Annotated in this window: 16 protein-coding genes and 3 tRNA genes; 8 read left to right on the top strand and 11 right to left on the bottom strand. The window is 63.2% G+C overall.

Annotation, left to right across the window (positions count from 1 at the left end; all coding sequences use genetic code 11):
- Positions 1-38: 38 nt before the first annotated feature.
- From NFH98_RS11375 to NFH98_RS11410, 8 genes are all read right to left on the bottom strand, one after another.
- A complete protein-coding gene (locus tag NFH98_RS11375) occupies positions 39-389 on the bottom strand; it encodes a hypothetical protein (RefSeq protein WP_222516519.1) in 351 nt (116 codons plus the stop codon).
- 224 nt (positions 390-613) lie between these two features.
- The gene (upp, locus tag NFH98_RS11380) at positions 614-1,243 is read right to left on the bottom strand and encodes a uracil phosphoribosyltransferase (protein ID WP_045994211.1); all 630 of its coding nucleotides are present in this window, start codon (positions 1,241-1,243) and stop codon (positions 614-616) included.
- A 160-nt stretch (positions 1,244-1,403) separates the two neighbouring features.
- Positions 1,404-2,087 carry a uracil-DNA glycosylase gene (gene ung, locus NFH98_RS11385; protein WP_108448865.1) on the bottom strand — a complete coding sequence of 228 codons (684 nt, stop codon included), beginning with the start codon at positions 2,085-2,087 and terminating at the stop codon, positions 1,404-1,406.
- A 5-nt stretch (positions 2,088-2,092) separates the two neighbouring features.
- Entirely contained in the window at positions 2,093-2,569 is a 477-nt protein-coding gene (gpt, locus tag NFH98_RS11390; RefSeq protein WP_045994212.1) for a xanthine phosphoribosyltransferase, read from the bottom strand.
- A 3-nt stretch (positions 2,570-2,572) separates the two neighbouring features.
- The gene (locus tag NFH98_RS11395; protein ID WP_108133097.1) at positions 2,573-3,118 is read right to left on the bottom strand and encodes an adenine phosphoribosyltransferase; all 546 of its coding nucleotides are present in this window, start codon (positions 3,116-3,118) and stop codon (positions 2,573-2,575) included.
- A gap of 133 nt (positions 3,119-3,251) precedes the next feature.
- The gene (locus NFH98_RS11400) at positions 3,252-4,583 is read right to left on the bottom strand and encodes an NCS2 family permease (protein ID WP_045992468.1); all 1,332 of its coding nucleotides are present in this window, start codon (positions 4,581-4,583) and stop codon (positions 3,252-3,254) included.
- A gap of 318 nt (positions 4,584-4,901) precedes the next feature.
- Positions 4,902-5,459, bottom strand: a complete 558-nt coding sequence (locus NFH98_RS11405) for a cytochrome P460 family protein (protein ID WP_231498667.1) — start codon at positions 5,457-5,459, stop codon at positions 4,902-4,904.
- Between the two features lie 154 nt (positions 5,460-5,613).
- On the bottom strand, positions 5,614-6,234 hold the full coding sequence (locus NFH98_RS11410) for a riboflavin synthase subunit alpha (RefSeq protein ID WP_108133095.1): 621 nt from the start codon (positions 6,232-6,234) through the stop codon (positions 5,614-5,616).
- A 415-nt stretch (positions 6,235-6,649) separates the two neighbouring features.
- Between NFH98_RS11410 and NFH98_RS11415 the strand changes: the two genes are divergently transcribed.
- The 4 genes from NFH98_RS11415 to msrC all read left to right on the top strand — a co-directional run bounded on the left by NFH98_RS11415 (position 6,650) and on the right by msrC (position 9,770).
- Entirely contained in the window at positions 6,650-7,693 is a 1,044-nt protein-coding gene (locus tag NFH98_RS11415) for a methionine ABC transporter ATP-binding protein (RefSeq protein ID WP_045992472.1), read from the top strand.
- Positions 7,674-8,327: a methionine ABC transporter permease gene (locus NFH98_RS11420; protein WP_045992473.1), complete on the top strand. Its 654-nt coding sequence runs from the start codon at positions 7,674-7,676 to the stop codon at positions 8,325-8,327. Before NFH98_RS11415 ends, NFH98_RS11420 begins: the two co-directional genes overlap by 20 nt.
- Positions 8,328-8,431: 104 nt before the next feature.
- Positions 8,432-9,226, top strand: coding sequence for a MetQ/NlpA family ABC transporter substrate-binding protein (locus NFH98_RS11425; RefSeq protein WP_045992474.1), 795 nt, complete (start codon positions 8,432-8,434; stop codon positions 9,224-9,226).
- Between the two features lie 79 nt (positions 9,227-9,305).
- Positions 9,306-9,770 (top strand): free L-methionine (R)-S-oxide reductase MsrC, encoded by a 465-nt coding sequence (gene msrC, locus NFH98_RS11430; protein ID WP_045992475.1) that lies wholly within the window; start codon positions 9,306-9,308, stop codon positions 9,768-9,770.
- 179 nt (positions 9,771-9,949) lie between these two features.
- On the opposite strand, the gene NFH98_RS11435 is transcribed toward msrC, so the two are convergent.
- The 3 genes from NFH98_RS11435 to NFH98_RS11445 form a co-directional block, all read right to left on the bottom strand.
- A tRNA-Val gene (locus NFH98_RS11435) sits at positions 9,950-10,026 on the bottom strand.
- Between the two features lie 61 nt (positions 10,027-10,087).
- Positions 10,088-10,164 (bottom strand) — tRNA-Val (locus tag NFH98_RS11440).
- 24 nt (positions 10,165-10,188) lie between these two features.
- Positions 10,189-10,265 (bottom strand) — tRNA-Val (locus NFH98_RS11445).
- Between the two features lie 476 nt (positions 10,266-10,741).
- On the opposite strand from NFH98_RS11445, the gene NFH98_RS11450 reads away from it, so the two are divergent.
- The 4 genes from NFH98_RS11450 to NFH98_RS11465 all read left to right on the top strand — a co-directional run bounded on the left by NFH98_RS11450 (position 10,742) and on the right by NFH98_RS11465 (position 16,532).
- Positions 10,742-11,500, top strand: a complete 759-nt coding sequence (locus tag NFH98_RS11450; protein WP_045992476.1) for a DeoR/GlpR family transcriptional regulator — start codon at positions 10,742-10,744, stop codon at positions 11,498-11,500.
- Positions 11,501-11,906: 406 nt separating this feature from the next.
- Positions 11,907-13,409, top strand: coding sequence for a glycerol kinase GlpK (glpK, locus tag NFH98_RS11455; protein ID WP_108448789.1), 1,503 nt, complete (start codon positions 11,907-11,909; stop codon positions 13,407-13,409).
- A gap of 308 nt (positions 13,410-13,717) precedes the next feature.
- A complete protein-coding gene (locus NFH98_RS11460; protein ID WP_286985822.1) occupies positions 13,718-15,346 on the top strand; it encodes a glycerol-3-phosphate dehydrogenase/oxidase in 1,629 nt (542 codons plus the stop codon).
- A gap of 109 nt (positions 15,347-15,455) precedes the next feature.
- Positions 15,456-16,532 carry an endonuclease/exonuclease/phosphatase family protein gene (locus NFH98_RS11465; RefSeq protein ID WP_045992479.1) on the top strand — a complete coding sequence of 359 codons (1,077 nt, stop codon included), beginning with the start codon at positions 15,456-15,458 and terminating at the stop codon, positions 16,530-16,532.
- Positions 16,533-16,701 lie beyond the last annotated feature (169 nt).

The following is a 16,701-nucleotide window of genomic DNA, read 5'->3' on the forward strand; positions in this document are numbered from 1 at the left end:
CATTGGGCGCACGACGGAGGCGGGAGAACCCGCTGACGTCAGTTCAACAGCGTACGCACTGGCTTATCCAGCGCATCATCGACCTTCCCGCCCGCTCGCTCGACGCTGTCGTGTGCAGCATCCACCCGATCGGAAACCCCACCCCGAGCATCGTCGACGTGATCCGCGACCCCGTCCCGGGCGTCATCGACACGATCATTGACGTTGTCCTTGGCGTTTTCCACGGCGCGATCTGCGGTGCAACGACCAGACACCCCCACCGTGGCCTCGAGTGCCGCATTCTTGGCGACCTTTTCAGCATCGCAGTCGGGGCGTATCACCCCAGCTTGAACGCTTGCCGCCAGACTCAGAATTACTGCAGCACTAGCTGCCACACGCAACAACTTCATCCATGCCTCCTTGATTCTTGAATCAACCACCGACAGCCACAACGAGAGCGCGGCGTCTGTCCAGACGGACAATGGCTGAACTGCGTTCCCGCCCAACTGACTTGCGGACACAGCAAAGCAGACATTTCACCTGAAATGTCTGCTTTCGATCATAGGCATGAAACCACTGGGTAAAATGCCACCGCTGGATAGTCTGGCCGTGGCATTGGCGGGATATCGCGTGCTTAGCGGGTACCGAAGATCTTGTCCCCGGCGTCGCCCAGTCCCGGCACGATATAACCGTTTTCGTCGAGGCGCTCGTCCACCGAGGCGGTGTAGATCTCGATATCCGGGTAGGCTTCCTGAACGCGGCGGATGCCTTCGGGAGCTGCCACCAGCACGATCACTCGCATCAACTGGCAGCCACGGTCGCGCAGCATGTCCAGGGTGGCCACCATGGAACCTCCGGTGGCCAGCATCGGATCGATGACCACCGCCATGCGCTCGTCCAGGTCGTTGGCGAACTTGGAGAAATAGGGCACTGGCTCGAGGGTCTCTTCATCGCGGTAGAGACCGACCACGCTGACCCGTGCACTGGGAATCAGGTCGGTGACACCTTCCAGCATGCCTAGTCCCGCTCGCAGGATCGGTACGATGGTGACCTTCTTGCCCTTGAGCTGCTTGACGGTGATGGTCTCGCCACTCCAGCCATCGATGTCATAGTCCTGCAACTCCAGGTCCTGGGTCGCCTCGTAGGTGAGCAGTTTTGCCACCTCGCCGGCCAGTTCACGGAAGCTCTTGGTGCTGATGCCGGCTTCACGCATCAGACCGAGTTTGTGCTGGACCAGGGGGTGATCGATGGCATGGACGCTCATTGGCGAGTCCTCTTTAATAACGGGAGGTGGTGCTTGGACGACCTTCGTCGCATGGACGCGGGCGACAAATTGCGCGCCATTCTACCTGCAACGCCGCGTCAGGTTAACCCGCTGCGTGCACCGAAAGCCGGCGGACGTCCAGGCCGTCCGCCCAACACGTTCAGGGAGTCGGCGGCAGCTGCCAATCCACCGTGGATCTCCCGTGCTCGGCGAGAAAGGCGTTGGCCCGAGAGAAATGGTGATTGCCGAAAAAGCCGCGGTGGGCCGACAACGGCGACGGGTGCGGCGACTCCAGCACCAGATGACGCTCCTGATCCACCAGCGCCTTCTTCTGGCGGGCGTGGCTGCCCCACAGCAGAAAGACACAGGGCGGCGCCTCGGCGTTGACGGTCTCGATGGCGCGGTCGGTGAAGGTCTCCCATCCCTTGCCCCGGTGGGAGCCGGCGTTGCCCTCCTCCACCGTCAAGGAGGTGTTGAGCAGCAACACCCCCTGGCGCGCCCAGGCCTCGAGGTGGCCGTGGTTGACCGGCGTCACCCCCAGGTCCTGGGCCAGCTCCTTGTAGATATTGACCAGTGACGGCGGCGGCTTGATGCCCTCGCGCACCGAAAAGCACAACCCATGAGCCTGGCCAGGACCGTGGTAGGGATCTTGCCCCAGGATCACCACTCGTACCTCGTCCAGCGGCGTCAGCTCGAAGGCCCGAAACCAGTCCGACGAGTGCGGATAGATGGTCTTCCTGGCGGCCTTCTCTGCCGCCAGAAACGCCTTGAGCTGCTGCATGTAGGGCGCCTGGAACTCGGCTCCGAGCCAGCGCTCCCAGCTGTCGGGCAATACCTGAACCATGTCGCTCACCGCCGCTGGTCCGCCAGGGGCTCGACGTAGGCCACGCCCATGTCCCAGGGGAACTGGATCCAGCAGTCCTGGGCGACCTCGGTGAGGTACTGATCCACCAGCGGACGACCCTCGGGCTTGGCGTAGATGGTCACAAAGTGCGCCTTGGGCAGCATCTCGCGCACCTTGCGCGCGGTCTTGCCGGTGTCCACCAGATCATCGACCAGCAGCCATCCTTCGCCGTCGTGATCCACGCCCTTGAGCACCTCGAGGCTGTCCTGCTCCATATGGTCGTAGCTCTTGATGCAGACGGTGTCGATCAGGCGAACATTGAGCTCCCGAGCGATCAGCGCGGCGGGAATCAGCCCGCCCCGGGTGATCGCAATGATGCCCTTGGTATCGCGCTCGATCAGGCGATGACACAGCTCGCGCACGTCGCGATGAAGCTGGTCCCAGGACACCACGAAATGGCGATGGTAGCGTTGACTGCTCATGGGTCACTCGTCCTCGGTGAAGGAACACACGGCGAACACGCTGTGGCCAGCGTCACGGATTCTCTGGGAGCCGCCAAGATCCGGCAGATCGACGATGGCAGACGTCTCCACCACATGTCCCCCGCTGCGGCTGATCAGTTCGGCCGCGGCCAGCATGGTGCCACCGGTGGCAATCAGGTCGTCCACCACCAGGATACGGTCGCCATCACGGAAGGCATCGGAGTGCAGCTCTACCTCGGCCTGGCCGTATTCCAGGGTGTAGGTCTGACTGATGGTCTTGAACGGCAGTTTGCCCTTCTTGCGTACCGGCACAAAACTGCAGCCCAGCTCGTAGGCCACCGGCGCGCCGACGATGAAACCGCGGGCGTCGATGGCGGCGATGGCGTCCAGATCCATCTCCTGATAGCGGTGCACGAAGCTGTCGATCAGCTTGCGAAAGGCCGCACTGTTCTGCAGCAGCGGGGTGATGTCACGAAAGTTGACACCCGGCTGGGGCCAGTCGGGAACGGTGCGAATGACGGACTTGATGTAGTCGCCGTAGATACTCATGGCGGTTCTCGCTAGGGGTCGAAAGAAGAATGCATGACACATGCGGCGCCTTGTCTCGGCGCCGCACGGCGGGGCTGGCCAACCTGCCGGCTCAGCCGGTCCTGGCCAGCCAGCCCCGGTCAGCCCGATGGGCTCAATCGAGGTAGATCATCTTGATCGCGAACAGCACACCGAGGATCACCACGGCGGCGTTCAGGTCCTTGAAGCGACCGGACAGGGCCTTGATCGCCACGTAGCTGACGAAGCCGAAGGCGATACCTTCGGCGATGGAGAAGGTCAGCGGCATGGCCAGGGCGGCGATCAATACCGGCGCCGCCTCGGTGGCGTCGTCCCAGTCGGCATGGGCAAGGCTTCCCGCCATCAGCGACGCCACGTACAGGAGCGCCCCCGCGGTGGCATAGGCCGGAATGGAGCCCGCCAGCGGAGCGAAGAAAAGGCTGGCCAGAAACAGTACCGCGACCACCACGGCGGTCAGACCGGTACGCCCACCGGCGGCGATGCCGGCGGTGCTTTCCACATAGCTGGTGGTGGTCGAGGTGCCGAGGGCAGCACCGGCCATGGAGGCGGTGGAGTCCGCCATCAACGCACGACCCAGGCGCGGCAGCTTGCCGTCCTTGTCGAGCAGGCCACCGCGATGGGCAACGCCCACCAGGGTACCGGAGGTGTCGAACAGATCTACGAACAGGAAGGCAAAGACCACGCTGATCATGGCCACATCGAAGGCACCGGCCAGGTCCATGGACATCAAGGTCGGCGCGATCGACGGCGGCATCGACACCACCCCGCTGAATTCATTGTGGCCCAGCAGCATGGCCACCAGGGTCACCCCCAGAATACCGATCATCACCGCCCCGGTGACGCGCAGATGGGCCAGCGCGGTAATCACGAAGAACCCGGCCAGGGCGTACAGCGGGGCCGGCTCGGACAGATCGCCCACCGACACCAGGGTGGCCGGGTTGTCGACGATGATGCCGGCATTCTTCATCGCGACCATGGCCAGAAACAGACCGATACCCGCCGCGATGCCGAGTCTCAAGGTGATCGGAATCGAGTTGATGATCCACTCGCGGATGCGAAAGATGCTGAGCAGAAAGAAGGTAACACCGGACAGGAAGACCGCTCCCAGCGCTGCCTCCCAGGTGTAGCCCATGCCCAGCACCACACCGTAGGTAAAGAAGGCGTTCAGACCCATGCCTGGCGCCAGGGCGATGGGATAGTTGGCCCACAGCCCCATTACCAGACAGCCCACCGCGGCGGCGACACAGGTCGCCACGAAGACCGCCCCGTAGTCCATGCCCGCCTCGGACAGGATGCTCGGGTTGACAAAGATGATGTACGCCATGGTCAGGAAGGTGGTGATCCCGGCGATCACCTCCGTCTTGACGGTGGTGCGGTGCTCACTGAGCTTGAAGAAGCGATCGAGCGGGCTCTTGCCGGAGCTCGGTTCAGGCTGCTGGTTGGACATGCGCTGGGTCCTGCACGTGGAGTCAATAGGGGAGTGTCCAGGACGAGAGTTCGCCGAACGCGCCCTGCCACCCTGCGACTAGTGACACCATATAGCAGGCCGTCCAGGGAATCACGACGATCCTGCACAACCTGGCCAACGCACAGGGAGCACGCAGGGTCGTCCGCGCGACCTCCAGCGCCACCACGTCAAGCAAGGCTGCCCGCCCCATAAAGCGGCATCCCAGCCCTCGACGATCGGCCGGGGCCAAACGCACATCGGGCGCGGTACGGCGAGTCCGCCGTACCGCGCCCGATGTCGGCGACTCTCGAAGGCGCGCTACTCTACCAGAATCGGATAGGCTTCGGTATAGATCCAGTCCTTGTCCTGGGCCGGGACATGACAGCCAAGACAGTCGGCCTTGTAGTCGGCCGAAACGTTGGTGGAAGGATCATCGGTCTTGAACAGCGCCCAACCCCAGCCATCGCCCCAACTGCCATTGCTGTCGGCAAAGCGGTCGGTGGAGTCCTTGACCATCACGAACCATTGCTTGATGGTCTCGTTCTCGTAGCTCACCCCGGCGCCGGTGGTGTAGTCGCCGGTGCTGTGTGCCCGCAACTCCTTGACCAGCACGGCGCCGTCGGGGAAGACCCCGTTCTCGCGGAAGGACGCGACGCTCTCGGGCTCGGTATAGACGTTATGGAAGCCACTGGCGTCCCCTTCGGGTACGAACCAGGAGCCCAGATGCGCCATCTCGGTGCGGAAGTTGTCCGGCAAGGAGATGGTGCCCTCGCTGTCCACCCAGGGAGACAGATCCTGGGCCACGGCAGCCGTGGCAATTCCCAACGCCGCTGCGGCGCACACGCCTGTCGCCAATGCCTTGGCTGTCATTTTCATGGTAGTCCCTCGCTGATCACGGTCGGTGCACTTAAAGGAATGTTACATCCGGTTAAGTTAGCAGCTTCTCAAGCGAGGGAGACCACCGCCGACGCCCGTCCGGGCGCTGCGGCACAAAGCTACAGCACTTGGCTGCAAAGGTACTTGTCGACGCTCAGCCCCTGGCCGCCATGACCCGCTCTACCGTCTCGACGATGGCCTGGGTCTGGGGATCGATCTCGAGATTGACCCTGTCTCCCGGGCGACGGTCGGCCAGTGTGGTACGGGCCAGCGTTTCGGGGATCAGGTCGACGCAAAAGGCCGGCCCCCGGGTATCGTTGCGCAACTCACCAATGGTCAGGCTGATGCCGTCCACGCCGATGTAGCCCTTGGCAAAGACAAAGCGCTCGAGCCCTTGCGGCAACAGGAACCACAGGCGACGGTTGTTGGGTGCCTCGTCGAGCTCCACCAGCTCCGCCTGCCCCATGACGTGACCGGACATGGCGTGCCCGCCGATCTCGTCACCGAAGCGCGCCGCCCGCTCGACGTTGACGCGATCACCGACGCTCAGACCGCCGAGATTGGTGACCCGCAGGGTTTCGCGCATCAGGTCGAAGCTGACCAGATCCCCATCGATATCGGTGACGGTCAGACAGACCCCGTTGTGGGCCACCGATGCGCCCAGCTCCAAGCCTTCACACAGGTGACGCGGCATCCGCACCAGATGGCTGCGAAAGGCCTCCGCTTCCTTGATCTCGACCACCTCGGCGGTGCCCTGAACGATACCGGTGAACATCTTTGTCTCCTTGCCATCACGGGGCCTTCCCCGAACCGGCCCAGTCTAGAAGCCGCGCCTCCAAAGGTCCACGCTTGCGCTATTGTTCAGAAAACCTATCGCCAGTCACGGCGTCCGGAGGGCGGTTCCACTACGACGTGGCGCCTACCTCGAAAGACCTTGCCAGTGGCTATGCGTAAACGATTGACAGGGTCCTTCGCTCGCCCTATCCTTGCCCGCTACATTTTTAGGCGCCGATTTGTACCCGGATTGCGGGCGCCCGTGCCGCGACGCTCACAAGGCGTCGGTGCATGAAGTGCAGCTAAAAGGGTGTGTCCAGCGTTGATGGCCACCCGTCAGGGTGGCCTTTTTTTATGCCTGCCCATTGCCGTTCTCTTGCCCGCCCAGGTCCCTCGGTGCCCACCCGGTAGCTGAGATGATACGACTGACCAACCTTTCCAAGACCTTTGGTGCCGGCTCACGCGCCGTCAAGGCGCTAGCCGACGTCGACCTGCACGTACCCCAGGGGCAGATTCACGGCGTCATCGGCCTGTCCGGCGCCGGCAAGTCGACGCTGATTCGCTGCGTCAACCTGCTCGAGCGGCCTACCTCCGGCACCGTGGAGGTGGATGGCCAGACGTTGACCAGCCTCTCCGGCCCCGCCCTCAATCAGGCGCGCCACCGTATCGGCATGATCTTCCAGCACTTCAACCTGCTGACCTCGCGCACGGTATTCGCCAACGTCGCCCTGCCGCTGGAACTGATGGGCGTCAAGCGCGACGAGATCACCAAGCGCGTCACGCCTCTGCTGGAGCTTGTCGGCCTGGCCGACAAGGCCCAGCAGTATCCGGCACAGCTGTCCGGCGGTCAGAAGCAGCGCGTGGCCATCGCCCGCGCCCTGGCCAGCCGTCCTCAGGTACTGCTGTGCGACGAGGCCACCTCGGCGCTGGACCCCCACACCACCGCCTCGATCCTCGAACTGCTCAAGGACATCAACCAGAAGCTCGGGTTGACCATTCTGCTGATCACCCACGAGATGGAGGTGGTCAAGTCGATCTGCCATCGCGTCAGCCTGATCTCCGGTGGCAGGCTGGTCGAGGAAGCCGATGTCGGTGACTTCTTCACCGCCCCGCGCACTCAGCTCGGCCGCGACTTCCTCAACGAATTCCTCGAACTCGAACCGCCCAGGGAGCTGATCGACCGCCTCGAGCAGACACCCGGGCCGAATTCGCATCCGGTGGTACGCCTGGCGTTTTCCGGCGACGCCGTGTCCACCCCGCTGATCTCGCGGCTGGCGCGGGAGTGCGGCGTGGACGTCAGCATCCTGCAGGCCAAGGTCGAGTCCATCCAGGAGCGAACCCTGGGCCTGATGATCGCCGAACTGATGGGGGATGCCGAGGACACCCGGCGCGCCCTCGCCTACCTGCAATCTCACGACCTGACAGTGGAGGTGCTTGGCCATGTCCAGCGCGATGTTTAACCTCATCCTCGAAGCCACCCTCGACACTCTCTATATGGTGGCGGTGTCCGGTGTGATCGCGGCCCTGGTCGGCATCCCTCTGGGCGTGCTTCTGTATGTCACTCGCCCGGGCCAGATCCTGGCCCAGCCGGTGCTGCAGTCGGTCCTCGGCATCATCACCAACATCGGCCGCTCGATCCCCTTCATCATCCTGATGGTGGCGATCATTCCGTTCACGCGCATGCTGGTGGGGTCGTCCATCGGCACCAACGCTGCCGCCGTGCCGCTGACCATCGCCGCGATTCCGTTTATCGCACGCCTGGTCGAGGGCGCGCTGAACGAGATTTCTCCCGGGCTGGTGGAAGCCGCCCAGTCCATGGGCGCCACCCCTTGGCAGATCATCACCAAGGTACTGCTGCCGGAGGCCCGTGGGGGCATCTTCACCGCCCTGACCGTCACCGCGGTGACCCTGGTCAGCTACTCGGCCATGGCCGGCGCCGTGGGCGGAGGTGGTCTTGGCGACCTGGGCATTCGCTACGGCTACAACCGCTTCAATCCGACCATCATGCTGATCACCGTTGCCATCCTGGTGGTCATGGTTCAGGCCTTCCAGAGCCTGGGTGACTATCTGGTGCGCAAGAGTGACCACAAGTGACATGCACCCTGCATGGCCTTAATAACCAAATTGCATTAGCGAAAGACGTGTTATTCCATTAACATCGCCACACACGTCACACACCGTTTCGGGAGACACTGAAGATGCGCAAGACACTGCTGGGCGCCCTGGCGCTTTCCACCCTGTCACTGGCGATCAGCCAGGCCAACGCCGATGAGCACAGCCTGAAGGTGGGCACCGTCGCCGGCCCCGAGACCGACGTCATGCAGGTCGCCGCCGATCTGGCCGAGGAGCGCTATGGTCTGGAGATCGAGATCATCGAGTTCACCGACTACGTGACGCCCAACGCCGCCCTGGCCGACGGCAGCCTCGACGCCAACGCCTACCAGCACGAGCCCTACATGAACGCCATGGTCAACGACCGCGGCTACGACTTCGCCATCGCCGGGCGCACCTTCGTCTACCCGATCGGCGCCTACTCCGAGAAGTACGAGAGCATCGAGGACCTGCCCGAGGGCGCCACCATCGCGCTGCCCAACGACCCGTCCAACGAAGGCCGCTCACTGATCCTGCTCCACAACGAGGGCCTGATCACTCTGGACGACCCCGAAAATCTGGAAGCCACGCCGCTGAATATCGTGGAAAACCCCCACGACTTCGACTTCCGCGAGATCGAGGCGGCCCAGCTGCCGCGCGTATTGCCCGACGTGGATATGGCCTTCATCAACAATACCTTCGCCCAGCCGGCCGGCCTGACCCTGGACGACGCCCTGGTCAAGGAAGGCCCCGAGTCGCCCTACGTCAACATCATCGCCGTGCGCGGTGGCGACGAGGATCGCGAGGAGATCCAGCAGCTGGTCGACGCCTACCAGAGCGACGAAGTCGCCGCCAAGGCAGAAGAGCTGTTCAAGGGCGCCGCCGTTCCTGGCTGGAAGTAAGCCTGACGCGCGCTCCCTCTCGAGGCCGGCCCCAGGGCCGGCCTCGCCGTTTTCACCCGCGGACACTGCCACACTCGACATGTCTTCCTACGATCTTCTCGACCGCCAGCTCACCGCCCTGCTCGACTCCGGCGACTGGCTGACCAACGCCGCCCAGACCTCGGCCTTCATCATGCAGGAAGTCCCGCGCCTCAACTGGGTCGGCTTCTATCTGCAGCGCCAGCCGCGCATGCTGTCCCTGGGCCCCTTTCAGGGCAAGCCAGCCTGCCATCCGATCCCCTTCGACAAGGGTGTCTGTGGCGCCGCCGCCCGCAGCCGCCAGACCCAACGCGTCGACGACGTCCACGCGGTCGCGGACCATATCGCCTGCGACAGCGCCTCGCGCTCCGAGCTGGTGGTACCGGTGCTCGACAAGGACGGTGAACTATGGGGCGTGCTCGACCTGGACAGCCCCGACCAGGGGCGCTTCAGCGAAGACGACCAGGCCGGCATCGAGCGCCTGGTGGCCACCTTCCGCCGCTTGAGCGGGCTCGGCGACGCCTGAACCGTCCGAACGGATGAATCGCGCCGCCCCAGAGGCGGCGCACTCACTTCAATGCCCACCCGCGGCTTGGCCACTGCGTTGATCAGGCGATGGCAGCAGTTGCCAAACACCGGCGACGGCGACGACCCTAGAAACGACAAAAGCCCCGAGGCGAGGCCGCGGGGCTTTTGTCTGTAATCTGGTAGGACCAGGCGGATTTGAACCGCCGACCTCCACGATGTCAACGTGGCGCTCTAACCAACTGAGCTATGGTCCTGAAGCAGGAAAGCGAGATGGCACGTCGCAATACGCCTTGCAATGGCACTGCGAGGTAGTGCTGGTAGGACCAGGCGGATTTGAACCGCCGACCTCCACGATGTCAACGTGGCGCTCTAACCAACTGAGCTATGGTCCTGCATCACTCGATGTGCGATCTAGCTGGTAGGACCAGGCGGATTTGAACCGCCGACCTCCACGATGTCAACGTGGCGCTCTAACCAACTGAGCTATGGTCCTACACGGCTGCCGAAACGAGGGAGTCACCACCCTCGCTGCTGACAACGGATGCGAATTCTACGCCTTCGGCAGAATTTTGCAAGCCCTTGAGTTCACCGAATGATTTTTTCCTTCGTGGGTCGCGTTCGGCGTCTCGAACGCCTTCACCGCAGCGCGATTCCACCATCGCCAAATCCGGTCGCGTTCGTTTACGATCATCGGGAATGCGTCTGGTGAAGCGAGATCCACGACAGCCTCATCGGCGTCTCCAAAGCGACGTCCTCGCCTGCAATGTACCAGGACGTTCCATGCACCAGGGCCTGCCTGTTCCAAGGGCATCGATGCACAAGGGCTTTCCATCTATCGAGGCCTTTCATCTACCAGGGCCTTTCAGACACAAGGGCTTTTCTTCTATCGAGGCCTTCCGTCTATCAGGGGCCTTTCAGGCACAAGGGCTTTCCATCTTTCAAGGCCTTCCAAGCACAAGGGCAATCGGGATGAACCAGCAGCAGCGTCAGGACGCCATCATTGCACTGGTCAGTCGCCAGGGATACGCCAGCATCGAGCAGTTGACCGATCACTTCGCGGTGACCCCTCAGACCATCCGCCGCGACCTCAACACACTGGCAAGCGAAGGCCGCTTGCGCCGAGTCCACGGTGGCGCGGGCCTCGAGTCGAGCACCGTCAATACCGCCTACGCCACCCGCAAGACGCTCAACCTCGACGCCAAACGACGCATCGCCGATGCCGTGGCGCGCCAGGTGCCGCACCACGCCTCGCTGTTCATCAATATCGGCACCAGCAACGAACTGGTGGCCGAGGCACTGCTTGAGCATCAGGGCCTGGAGATCATCACCAACAACCTCAATGTGGCGTCCATCCTGCATCACAAGGAAGACTTCAAGGTGATCGTCGCCGGCGGCCAGGTCAGACCCCGTGACGGCGGGATCATCGGCGAGGCGACCATCGACTTCATCCATCAGTTCAAGGTGGACATTGGGCTGATCGGGATCAGCGGCATCGATCAGGACGGCTCCCTGCTGGAGTTCGACTATCAGGAAGTCCGCGTCGCTCAGGCGATTATCGAGAACTCACGTCAGGTGTTTCTGGTCGCCGATCACTCCAAGTTTCACCGCAACCCGGTGGTGCGCCAGGGCAACGTATCCCAACTCGACGCCCTGTTCACCGATCGCGAGCCACCGGAGGCCATCGCACGGCTACTGCAGGACCACGGGGTCGCCCTGCACCTTGCGTGATCCTGCGCCTGGCCTGACCCTGCACCTGGCCTGCCACAGCCGCTCTGTGTCATCTTGCGAAAACGCCAGGCCCTCCCGACTCCTCTTCGGTCCCGTGGACGCCTTGGCGCACCAACCCAGCCGAGGCAACGTTCTTCGCCTGCTCTCCAGACGCCACGACCAAAGTGCTAGCGAAAACTTTCGCGCTCTGGTTGTTCGTTCACGACCTCAACGCTACCTTTATTTTCGATAACGAACTTGTTGTGGCCTCGTACGACCATTGATCACCCGCGGCGGCGACGTTGCATAGGGGCACCCGACGTCGCTGCATCTGGCCATGTCCCTGCCGGCAGCACTAGACGGAAACCGTCTGCTCACCGAAGGTGAAGGTATCGCTCGACCACAACAACCGTCAGGACACCGGAACATGCCAACACGCTATATTCTCGCCTTTGATCAGGGCACCACCAGCTGCCGGGCCATCCTGTTCGACCAGGACACCCGCATCGTCGGCATCGCGCAGAAGGAATTCACCCAGCACTACCCCAAGCCAGGCCAGGTGGAACACGATGCCATGGAGATCTGGGGCAGCCAGATGGGAGTCGCACGAGAAGTGCTGGAAACCCAGGGCGTCAAGCCGTCCCAGGTAGCCGCCATCGGCATCACCAACCAGCGCGAGACCACCCTGATCTGGGACCGGCACACCGGCAAACCGATCCACAACGCCATCGTCTGGCAGGATCGACGCACCGCACCGCTATGCGACGAGCTCAAGGCCCAGGGGCTGGAAACCCATATCCGCGACACCACCGGTCTGGTGGTCGACGCCTACTTCTCCGCCACCAAGATTCGCTGGATCCTCGACCAGGTGGACGGTGCTCAGCAGCGCGCCGAGGCCGGCGATCTGCTGTTTGGCACCATGGACAGCTGGCTGGTGTGGAACCTGACCCGCGGCGAACGCCACCTGACCGATGTCTCCAACGCCTCGCGCACCATGCTGTTCGACATCAAACGGCTCGACTGGGACGACCGACTGCTCGAGGCCCTCGATATTCCCCGGGCGATGCTGCCCGAGGTCAGGCCATCCAGCGAGGTCTACGGCACCACCGCCAAGGAAATGTTCGGTGGCGCCCAGATCCCCATCGCCGGTATCGCCGGTGACCAGCAAGCCGCCCTGTTCGGCCAGGCCTGCTTCGACAAGGGCATGGTCAAGAACACCTACGGTACCGGCTGTTTTCTGCTGATGAATACCGGCGAGACCCCGGTGCCTTCGACCTCGGGCCTGCTGACCACCATCGCCTGGGGGCTCGACGGCAAGGTCACCTATGCGCTGGAAGGATCGATCTTCATCGCCGGCGCGGCGGTGCAGTGGCTGCGCGACGAACTCAAGATGATCGACTCGGCAGAAGACTCCGAATACTACGCCAGCAAGGTCGAGGATGCCGGTGGTGTCTACGTGGTCCCCGCCTTCGCCGGTCTCGGCGCTCCTTACTGGGACATGTACGCCCGTGGTGCGATCTTCGGCCTGACCCGAGGCTCCGGCAAGGAGCATATCACCCGCGCCACCCTGGACGCCCTGGCCTACCAGACGCGAGACATCATCGACGCCATGCAGAAGGACTCGGGGATCACCCTCAAGGCCCTGCGGGTCGACGGCGGCGCCGTCGCCAATAACATCATGATGCAATTCCAGGCTGACATGCTGGCGGTCGACGTCGAACGCCCCAGGGTCATCGAGAGCACCGCCCTGGGGGCGGCCTACCTGGCGGGGATCGCGGTGGGCATGTGGAACCTGCCGGAGCTCGCCACCCGGGGCGACATCGAACGCACCTTTACGCCCGCCATGGAAGACGCCGAACGGGAACGACGCTACAAGGGCTGGAAAAAGGCCGTGCGACGGACCATGAACTGGGAGCGCGACGAAGAGTGAAAAGAAGGCAGTACAACGGCCCATGAACCGGGAGCGCGACGAAGACTGAAAAGAAGGCCGGGCAATTATGGCCCATGAACCGGGAGCGCGACGAAGACTGAAAAGAAGGCCGTGCAATTGTGGCCCATGAACCGGGAGCGCGACGAAGACTGAAAAGAAGGCCGTGCAATTGTGGCCCATGAACCGGGAGCGCGACGAAGACTGAGAAGAAGGCCGTGCAATTATGGCCCAAGAACCGGGAGCGCGACGAAGACTGACCACACCGGGGCCTTGCGTCCCGACTCCTTCAGGAACCGCGGGGGACATGCATGCAACTACGTGACGCCAACCTTCAGCGCCTGAAGGAGGAGCACTTCGATGTACTGATCATCGGCGCCGGCATCAACGGCGCCGCCAGCGCCGCCGCGCTGGCCGGCAAGGGCGCCCGGGTGGCCTTGATCGACCGTGGCGACTTCGCCGGCGAGACCAGTCAGCACTCGTCCAATCTGGTGTGGGGCGGCATCAAGTACATGGAAAGCTATGACTTTTCGCTGGTGCGCAAGCTATGCAAGAGCCGCAACCACCTGATCAGGAGCTTTCCGTCGACGGTCCAGGAAATTCGCTTTCTGACCACCATCGACAGGGGCTTTCGCTATCACCCTCGCATGCTCTGGGCGGGCACCTGGCTGTACTGGCTGATGGGCAACGCCTTCACCCGACTGCCGCGCTACTTGACGCCAAAAGGCATCAACCGACGCGAGCCACTGGTCGATACGCGTGCGGCGATCGGTGGCTTCGAGTACTCCGACGCCTACCTGCATGACAACGATGCCCGCTTCGTCTACAGCTTCGTACGCTCGGCGCTGGACTACGGCGCGGCGGCGGCCAACTACGTCGAGTCGCGGGGTGCACGACGCAGCGACAACGGCTGGGTCGTTGACGCCCGGGACAACCAGAGCGGCGAGACCTTCAGCCTGCGCGCCGGAATCATCATCAATGCCACCGGCCCCTGGGTGGACGACCATAACGCCTTGAGCCGACAGACCACCGATCACCACCACGCCTATTCCAAGGGCATCCACCTGATCGTGCCACGGCTGTCGGAGCGCCAGCGCGTGCTGGCCTTTTTTGCCGACGACGGGCGGCTGTTCTTCGCCATTCCCATGGGGCCGCGCACCTGCATCGGCACCACCGACACCAAGGAAGAGCGCCCGGAGGTCGCGATCAGCGACGCCGACATCGATTTCGTGCTGGACAACATCAACAAGCGCCTGAGTCTGAAACGCCCGCTCGACCGTTCGGACATCATCGCCACCCGCTGCGGCGTGCGCCCGCTGGCGGTCAAGGCCAACGCCGGCAATGGCCGCGACTTTCTCCAGATGTCGCGCAAGCATGCCATCGACATCAACGCCACGGAGCGCCATATCAGCATCTTTGGCGGCAAGCTCACCGACTGCCTCAACGTCGGCGAGGAGATCGTCAGAGAGGTGCAACGATTAGGCCTCGAGCTGCCACAGCCGCGCGCCCGCTGGTACGGCGAACCTTCGGACACGGACAGGCGAGAATTCCTGCACCAGGCAAGCCTGCTGGGCCTCGATGAGCGCACCCCCTCCTCGTCCAGTGAACCTCTGAGCAAGCGCCTGTGGCGTCGCTACGGCCTCAACGCCTTCGACATGCTGGAGCAGATCCGCCAGGACCCGCGACAGGGAGAGCTGTTGATCGAGGGTACCGAATACCTGCGCTGCGAGCTCGAGCACGCCGCCCGGCGAGAGATGATCACACGACTCGAGGACTTCCTGCGCCGCCGCTCCAAGATCGCCCTGGTGGTGGACACTCAGACCCTGCACGGGTCACCTGGCCTCGATGAGGCCGCCCGAATCCTGTTCGGCGACGAGGCCCAAGAACGGCTCGAGGAATACTTTGCGAGTGCCACACCGACATCGCGCGAACGGGCCTGAGGTCCTCAACGGCGCTCCTTGGCTCTATCGTTAAAGGCCGAGGACCGTTAGGCTCGTCATCATCATTGTTGCGCCGAGCCGGTGCGCCGGACCGAAAAGGGACCCCTGCATGCTCTCACTTGTCATCGATACCCTTCTGATCGCGGTGGTGACCATCGTCGCCGGCGCTACCCTGATCGCCAGGATTCCGTCCCACTGGTGGTGGCTCAGGGCCTGTGAGTTCCCCCGTGTCCAGATCGGACTCATCGGGTTGTTCTGTGCTTTGGCAAGCCCGCTGGCGAGCGACTCCCTGACACTCTGGATTGCCACGGCCGGCCTGGTCGTCTTCGCCATCCAGGCTTTCTATGTACTGCCCTGGACACCGCTGTGGCCGGTGCAGGTCATGGCCGCCAAGGGCGACGCCCCGGAGCGTTGCCTGACGCTCTTGATCGCCAATGTACTCACGCCGAACCGGCGCAGCGACGACCTGCTGGAGATCATCGCCGAGCGCGACCCGGACATGGTGCTGACGCTGGAATCCGACCAATGGTGGGGCGACAAGCTCGATGCCGGCCTGGCAGACGGCTACCCCTACGCCGTGCGGGTCCCGCTGGACAACCTCTACGGCATGCACCTGTATTCCCGTCGCCCGCTGATCGACCCCGAGGTCAAGTGGCTGATCCAGGATGACATCCCCTCGATCCACTGTGAGGTGGAACTCGAAAGCGGAGATCACATCCGCTTTCGCGCCCTTCACCCCAGGCCACCGGCACCGAGCGAGAGCGAGGAATCGCTGTGGCGGGACGCGGAGCTTTCGCTGGTCGCCGAAGAGATCCACCAGAACCCGGTACCGACGCTGGTCGCGGGCGACCTCAATGACGTGGCCTGGTCACGCAGCACGCGCCTGTTCTGCCGCGTCAGCGGCATGCTGGACCTGCGGCGCGGCCGCGGCATGTTCTCGAGCTTCCACGCCGGCTATCCGTTCCTGCGCTGGCCGCTGGACCATGTCTTCGTCAGCGAGCACTTCACCCTTGCCAAGATGGATCGGCTGCGGGCCTTTGGCTCAGACCATTTCCCGATCCTTGCCACCGTCTGTTATCGCCCCTCCAGAGCCGACGAGCACGACACCCCGGACGCCGACAACGAAGAGCATCACGACGCCCGTGAAACCGTCGAGGAAGCCAGGGAGCGCGATCAGTCGAGTTGAGTTCCCGCCTTCCAGGCGATGTCCATGTCGTGGTAACAAGTGTGGCGATGGACTCGCAGCAATAGAAAAGACGGGTAGCAGTAGAAAAGAAGAGCCTTGCCGTCGTGGCAAGGCTCTTCTTCTTCAAGGGGCGTTACTCCAAGGGGCGTTATTCCAAGAGGCGCCATGT

Source organism: Halomonas sp. H33-56 (assembly GCF_040147035.1).
GTDB lineage: Bacteria > Pseudomonadota > Gammaproteobacteria > Pseudomonadales > Halomonadaceae > Halomonas > Halomonas litopenaei.

What these genes read in the sequence shown, in the direction of transcription:
- NFH98_RS11375 (WP_222516519.1), bottom strand. Translation starts at nt 389, where the DNA reads ATGAAGTTGTTGCGTGTGGCAGCTAGTGCTGCAGTAATTCTGAGTCTG.
- upp (WP_045994211.1), bottom strand. Translation starts at nt 1,243, where the DNA reads ATGAGCGTCCATGCCATCGATCACCCCCTGGTCCAGCACAAACTCGGT.
- ung (WP_108448865.1), bottom strand. Translation starts at nt 2,087, where the DNA reads ATGGTTCAGGTATTGCCCGACAGCTGGGAGCGCTGGCTCGGAGCCGAG.
- gpt (WP_045994212.1), bottom strand. Translation starts at nt 2,569, where the DNA reads ATGAGCAGTCAACGCTACCATCGCCATTTCGTGGTGTCCTGGGACCAG.
- NFH98_RS11395 (WP_108133097.1), bottom strand. Translation starts at nt 3,118, where the DNA reads ATGAGTATCTACGGCGACTACATCAAGTCCGTCATTCGCACCGTTCCC.
- NFH98_RS11400 (WP_045992468.1), bottom strand. Translation starts at nt 4,583, where the DNA reads ATGTCCAACCAGCAGCCTGAACCGAGCTCCGGCAAGAGCCCGCTCGAT.
- NFH98_RS11405 (WP_231498667.1), bottom strand. Translation starts at nt 5,459, where the DNA reads ATGAAAATGACAGCCAAGGCATTGGCGACAGGCGTGTGCGCCGCAGCG.
- NFH98_RS11410 (WP_108133095.1), bottom strand. Translation starts at nt 6,234, where the DNA reads ATGTTCACCGGTATCGTTCAGGGCACCGCCGAGGTGGTCGAGATCAAG.
- NFH98_RS11415 (WP_045992472.1), top strand. Translation starts at nt 6,650, where the DNA reads ATGATACGACTGACCAACCTTTCCAAGACCTTTGGTGCCGGCTCACGC.
- NFH98_RS11420 (WP_045992473.1), top strand. Translation starts at nt 7,674, where the DNA reads ATGTCCAGCGCGATGTTTAACCTCATCCTCGAAGCCACCCTCGACACT.
- NFH98_RS11425 (WP_045992474.1), top strand. Translation starts at nt 8,432, where the DNA reads ATGCGCAAGACACTGCTGGGCGCCCTGGCGCTTTCCACCCTGTCACTG.
- msrC (WP_045992475.1), top strand. Translation starts at nt 9,306, where the DNA reads ATGTCTTCCTACGATCTTCTCGACCGCCAGCTCACCGCCCTGCTCGAC.
- NFH98_RS11450 (WP_045992476.1), top strand. Translation starts at nt 10,742, where the DNA reads ATGAACCAGCAGCAGCGTCAGGACGCCATCATTGCACTGGTCAGTCGC.
- glpK (WP_108448789.1), top strand. Translation starts at nt 11,907, where the DNA reads ATGCCAACACGCTATATTCTCGCCTTTGATCAGGGCACCACCAGCTGC.
- NFH98_RS11460 (WP_286985822.1), top strand. Translation starts at nt 13,718, where the DNA reads ATGCAACTACGTGACGCCAACCTTCAGCGCCTGAAGGAGGAGCACTTC.
- NFH98_RS11465 (WP_045992479.1), top strand. Translation starts at nt 15,456, where the DNA reads ATGCTCTCACTTGTCATCGATACCCTTCTGATCGCGGTGGTGACCATC.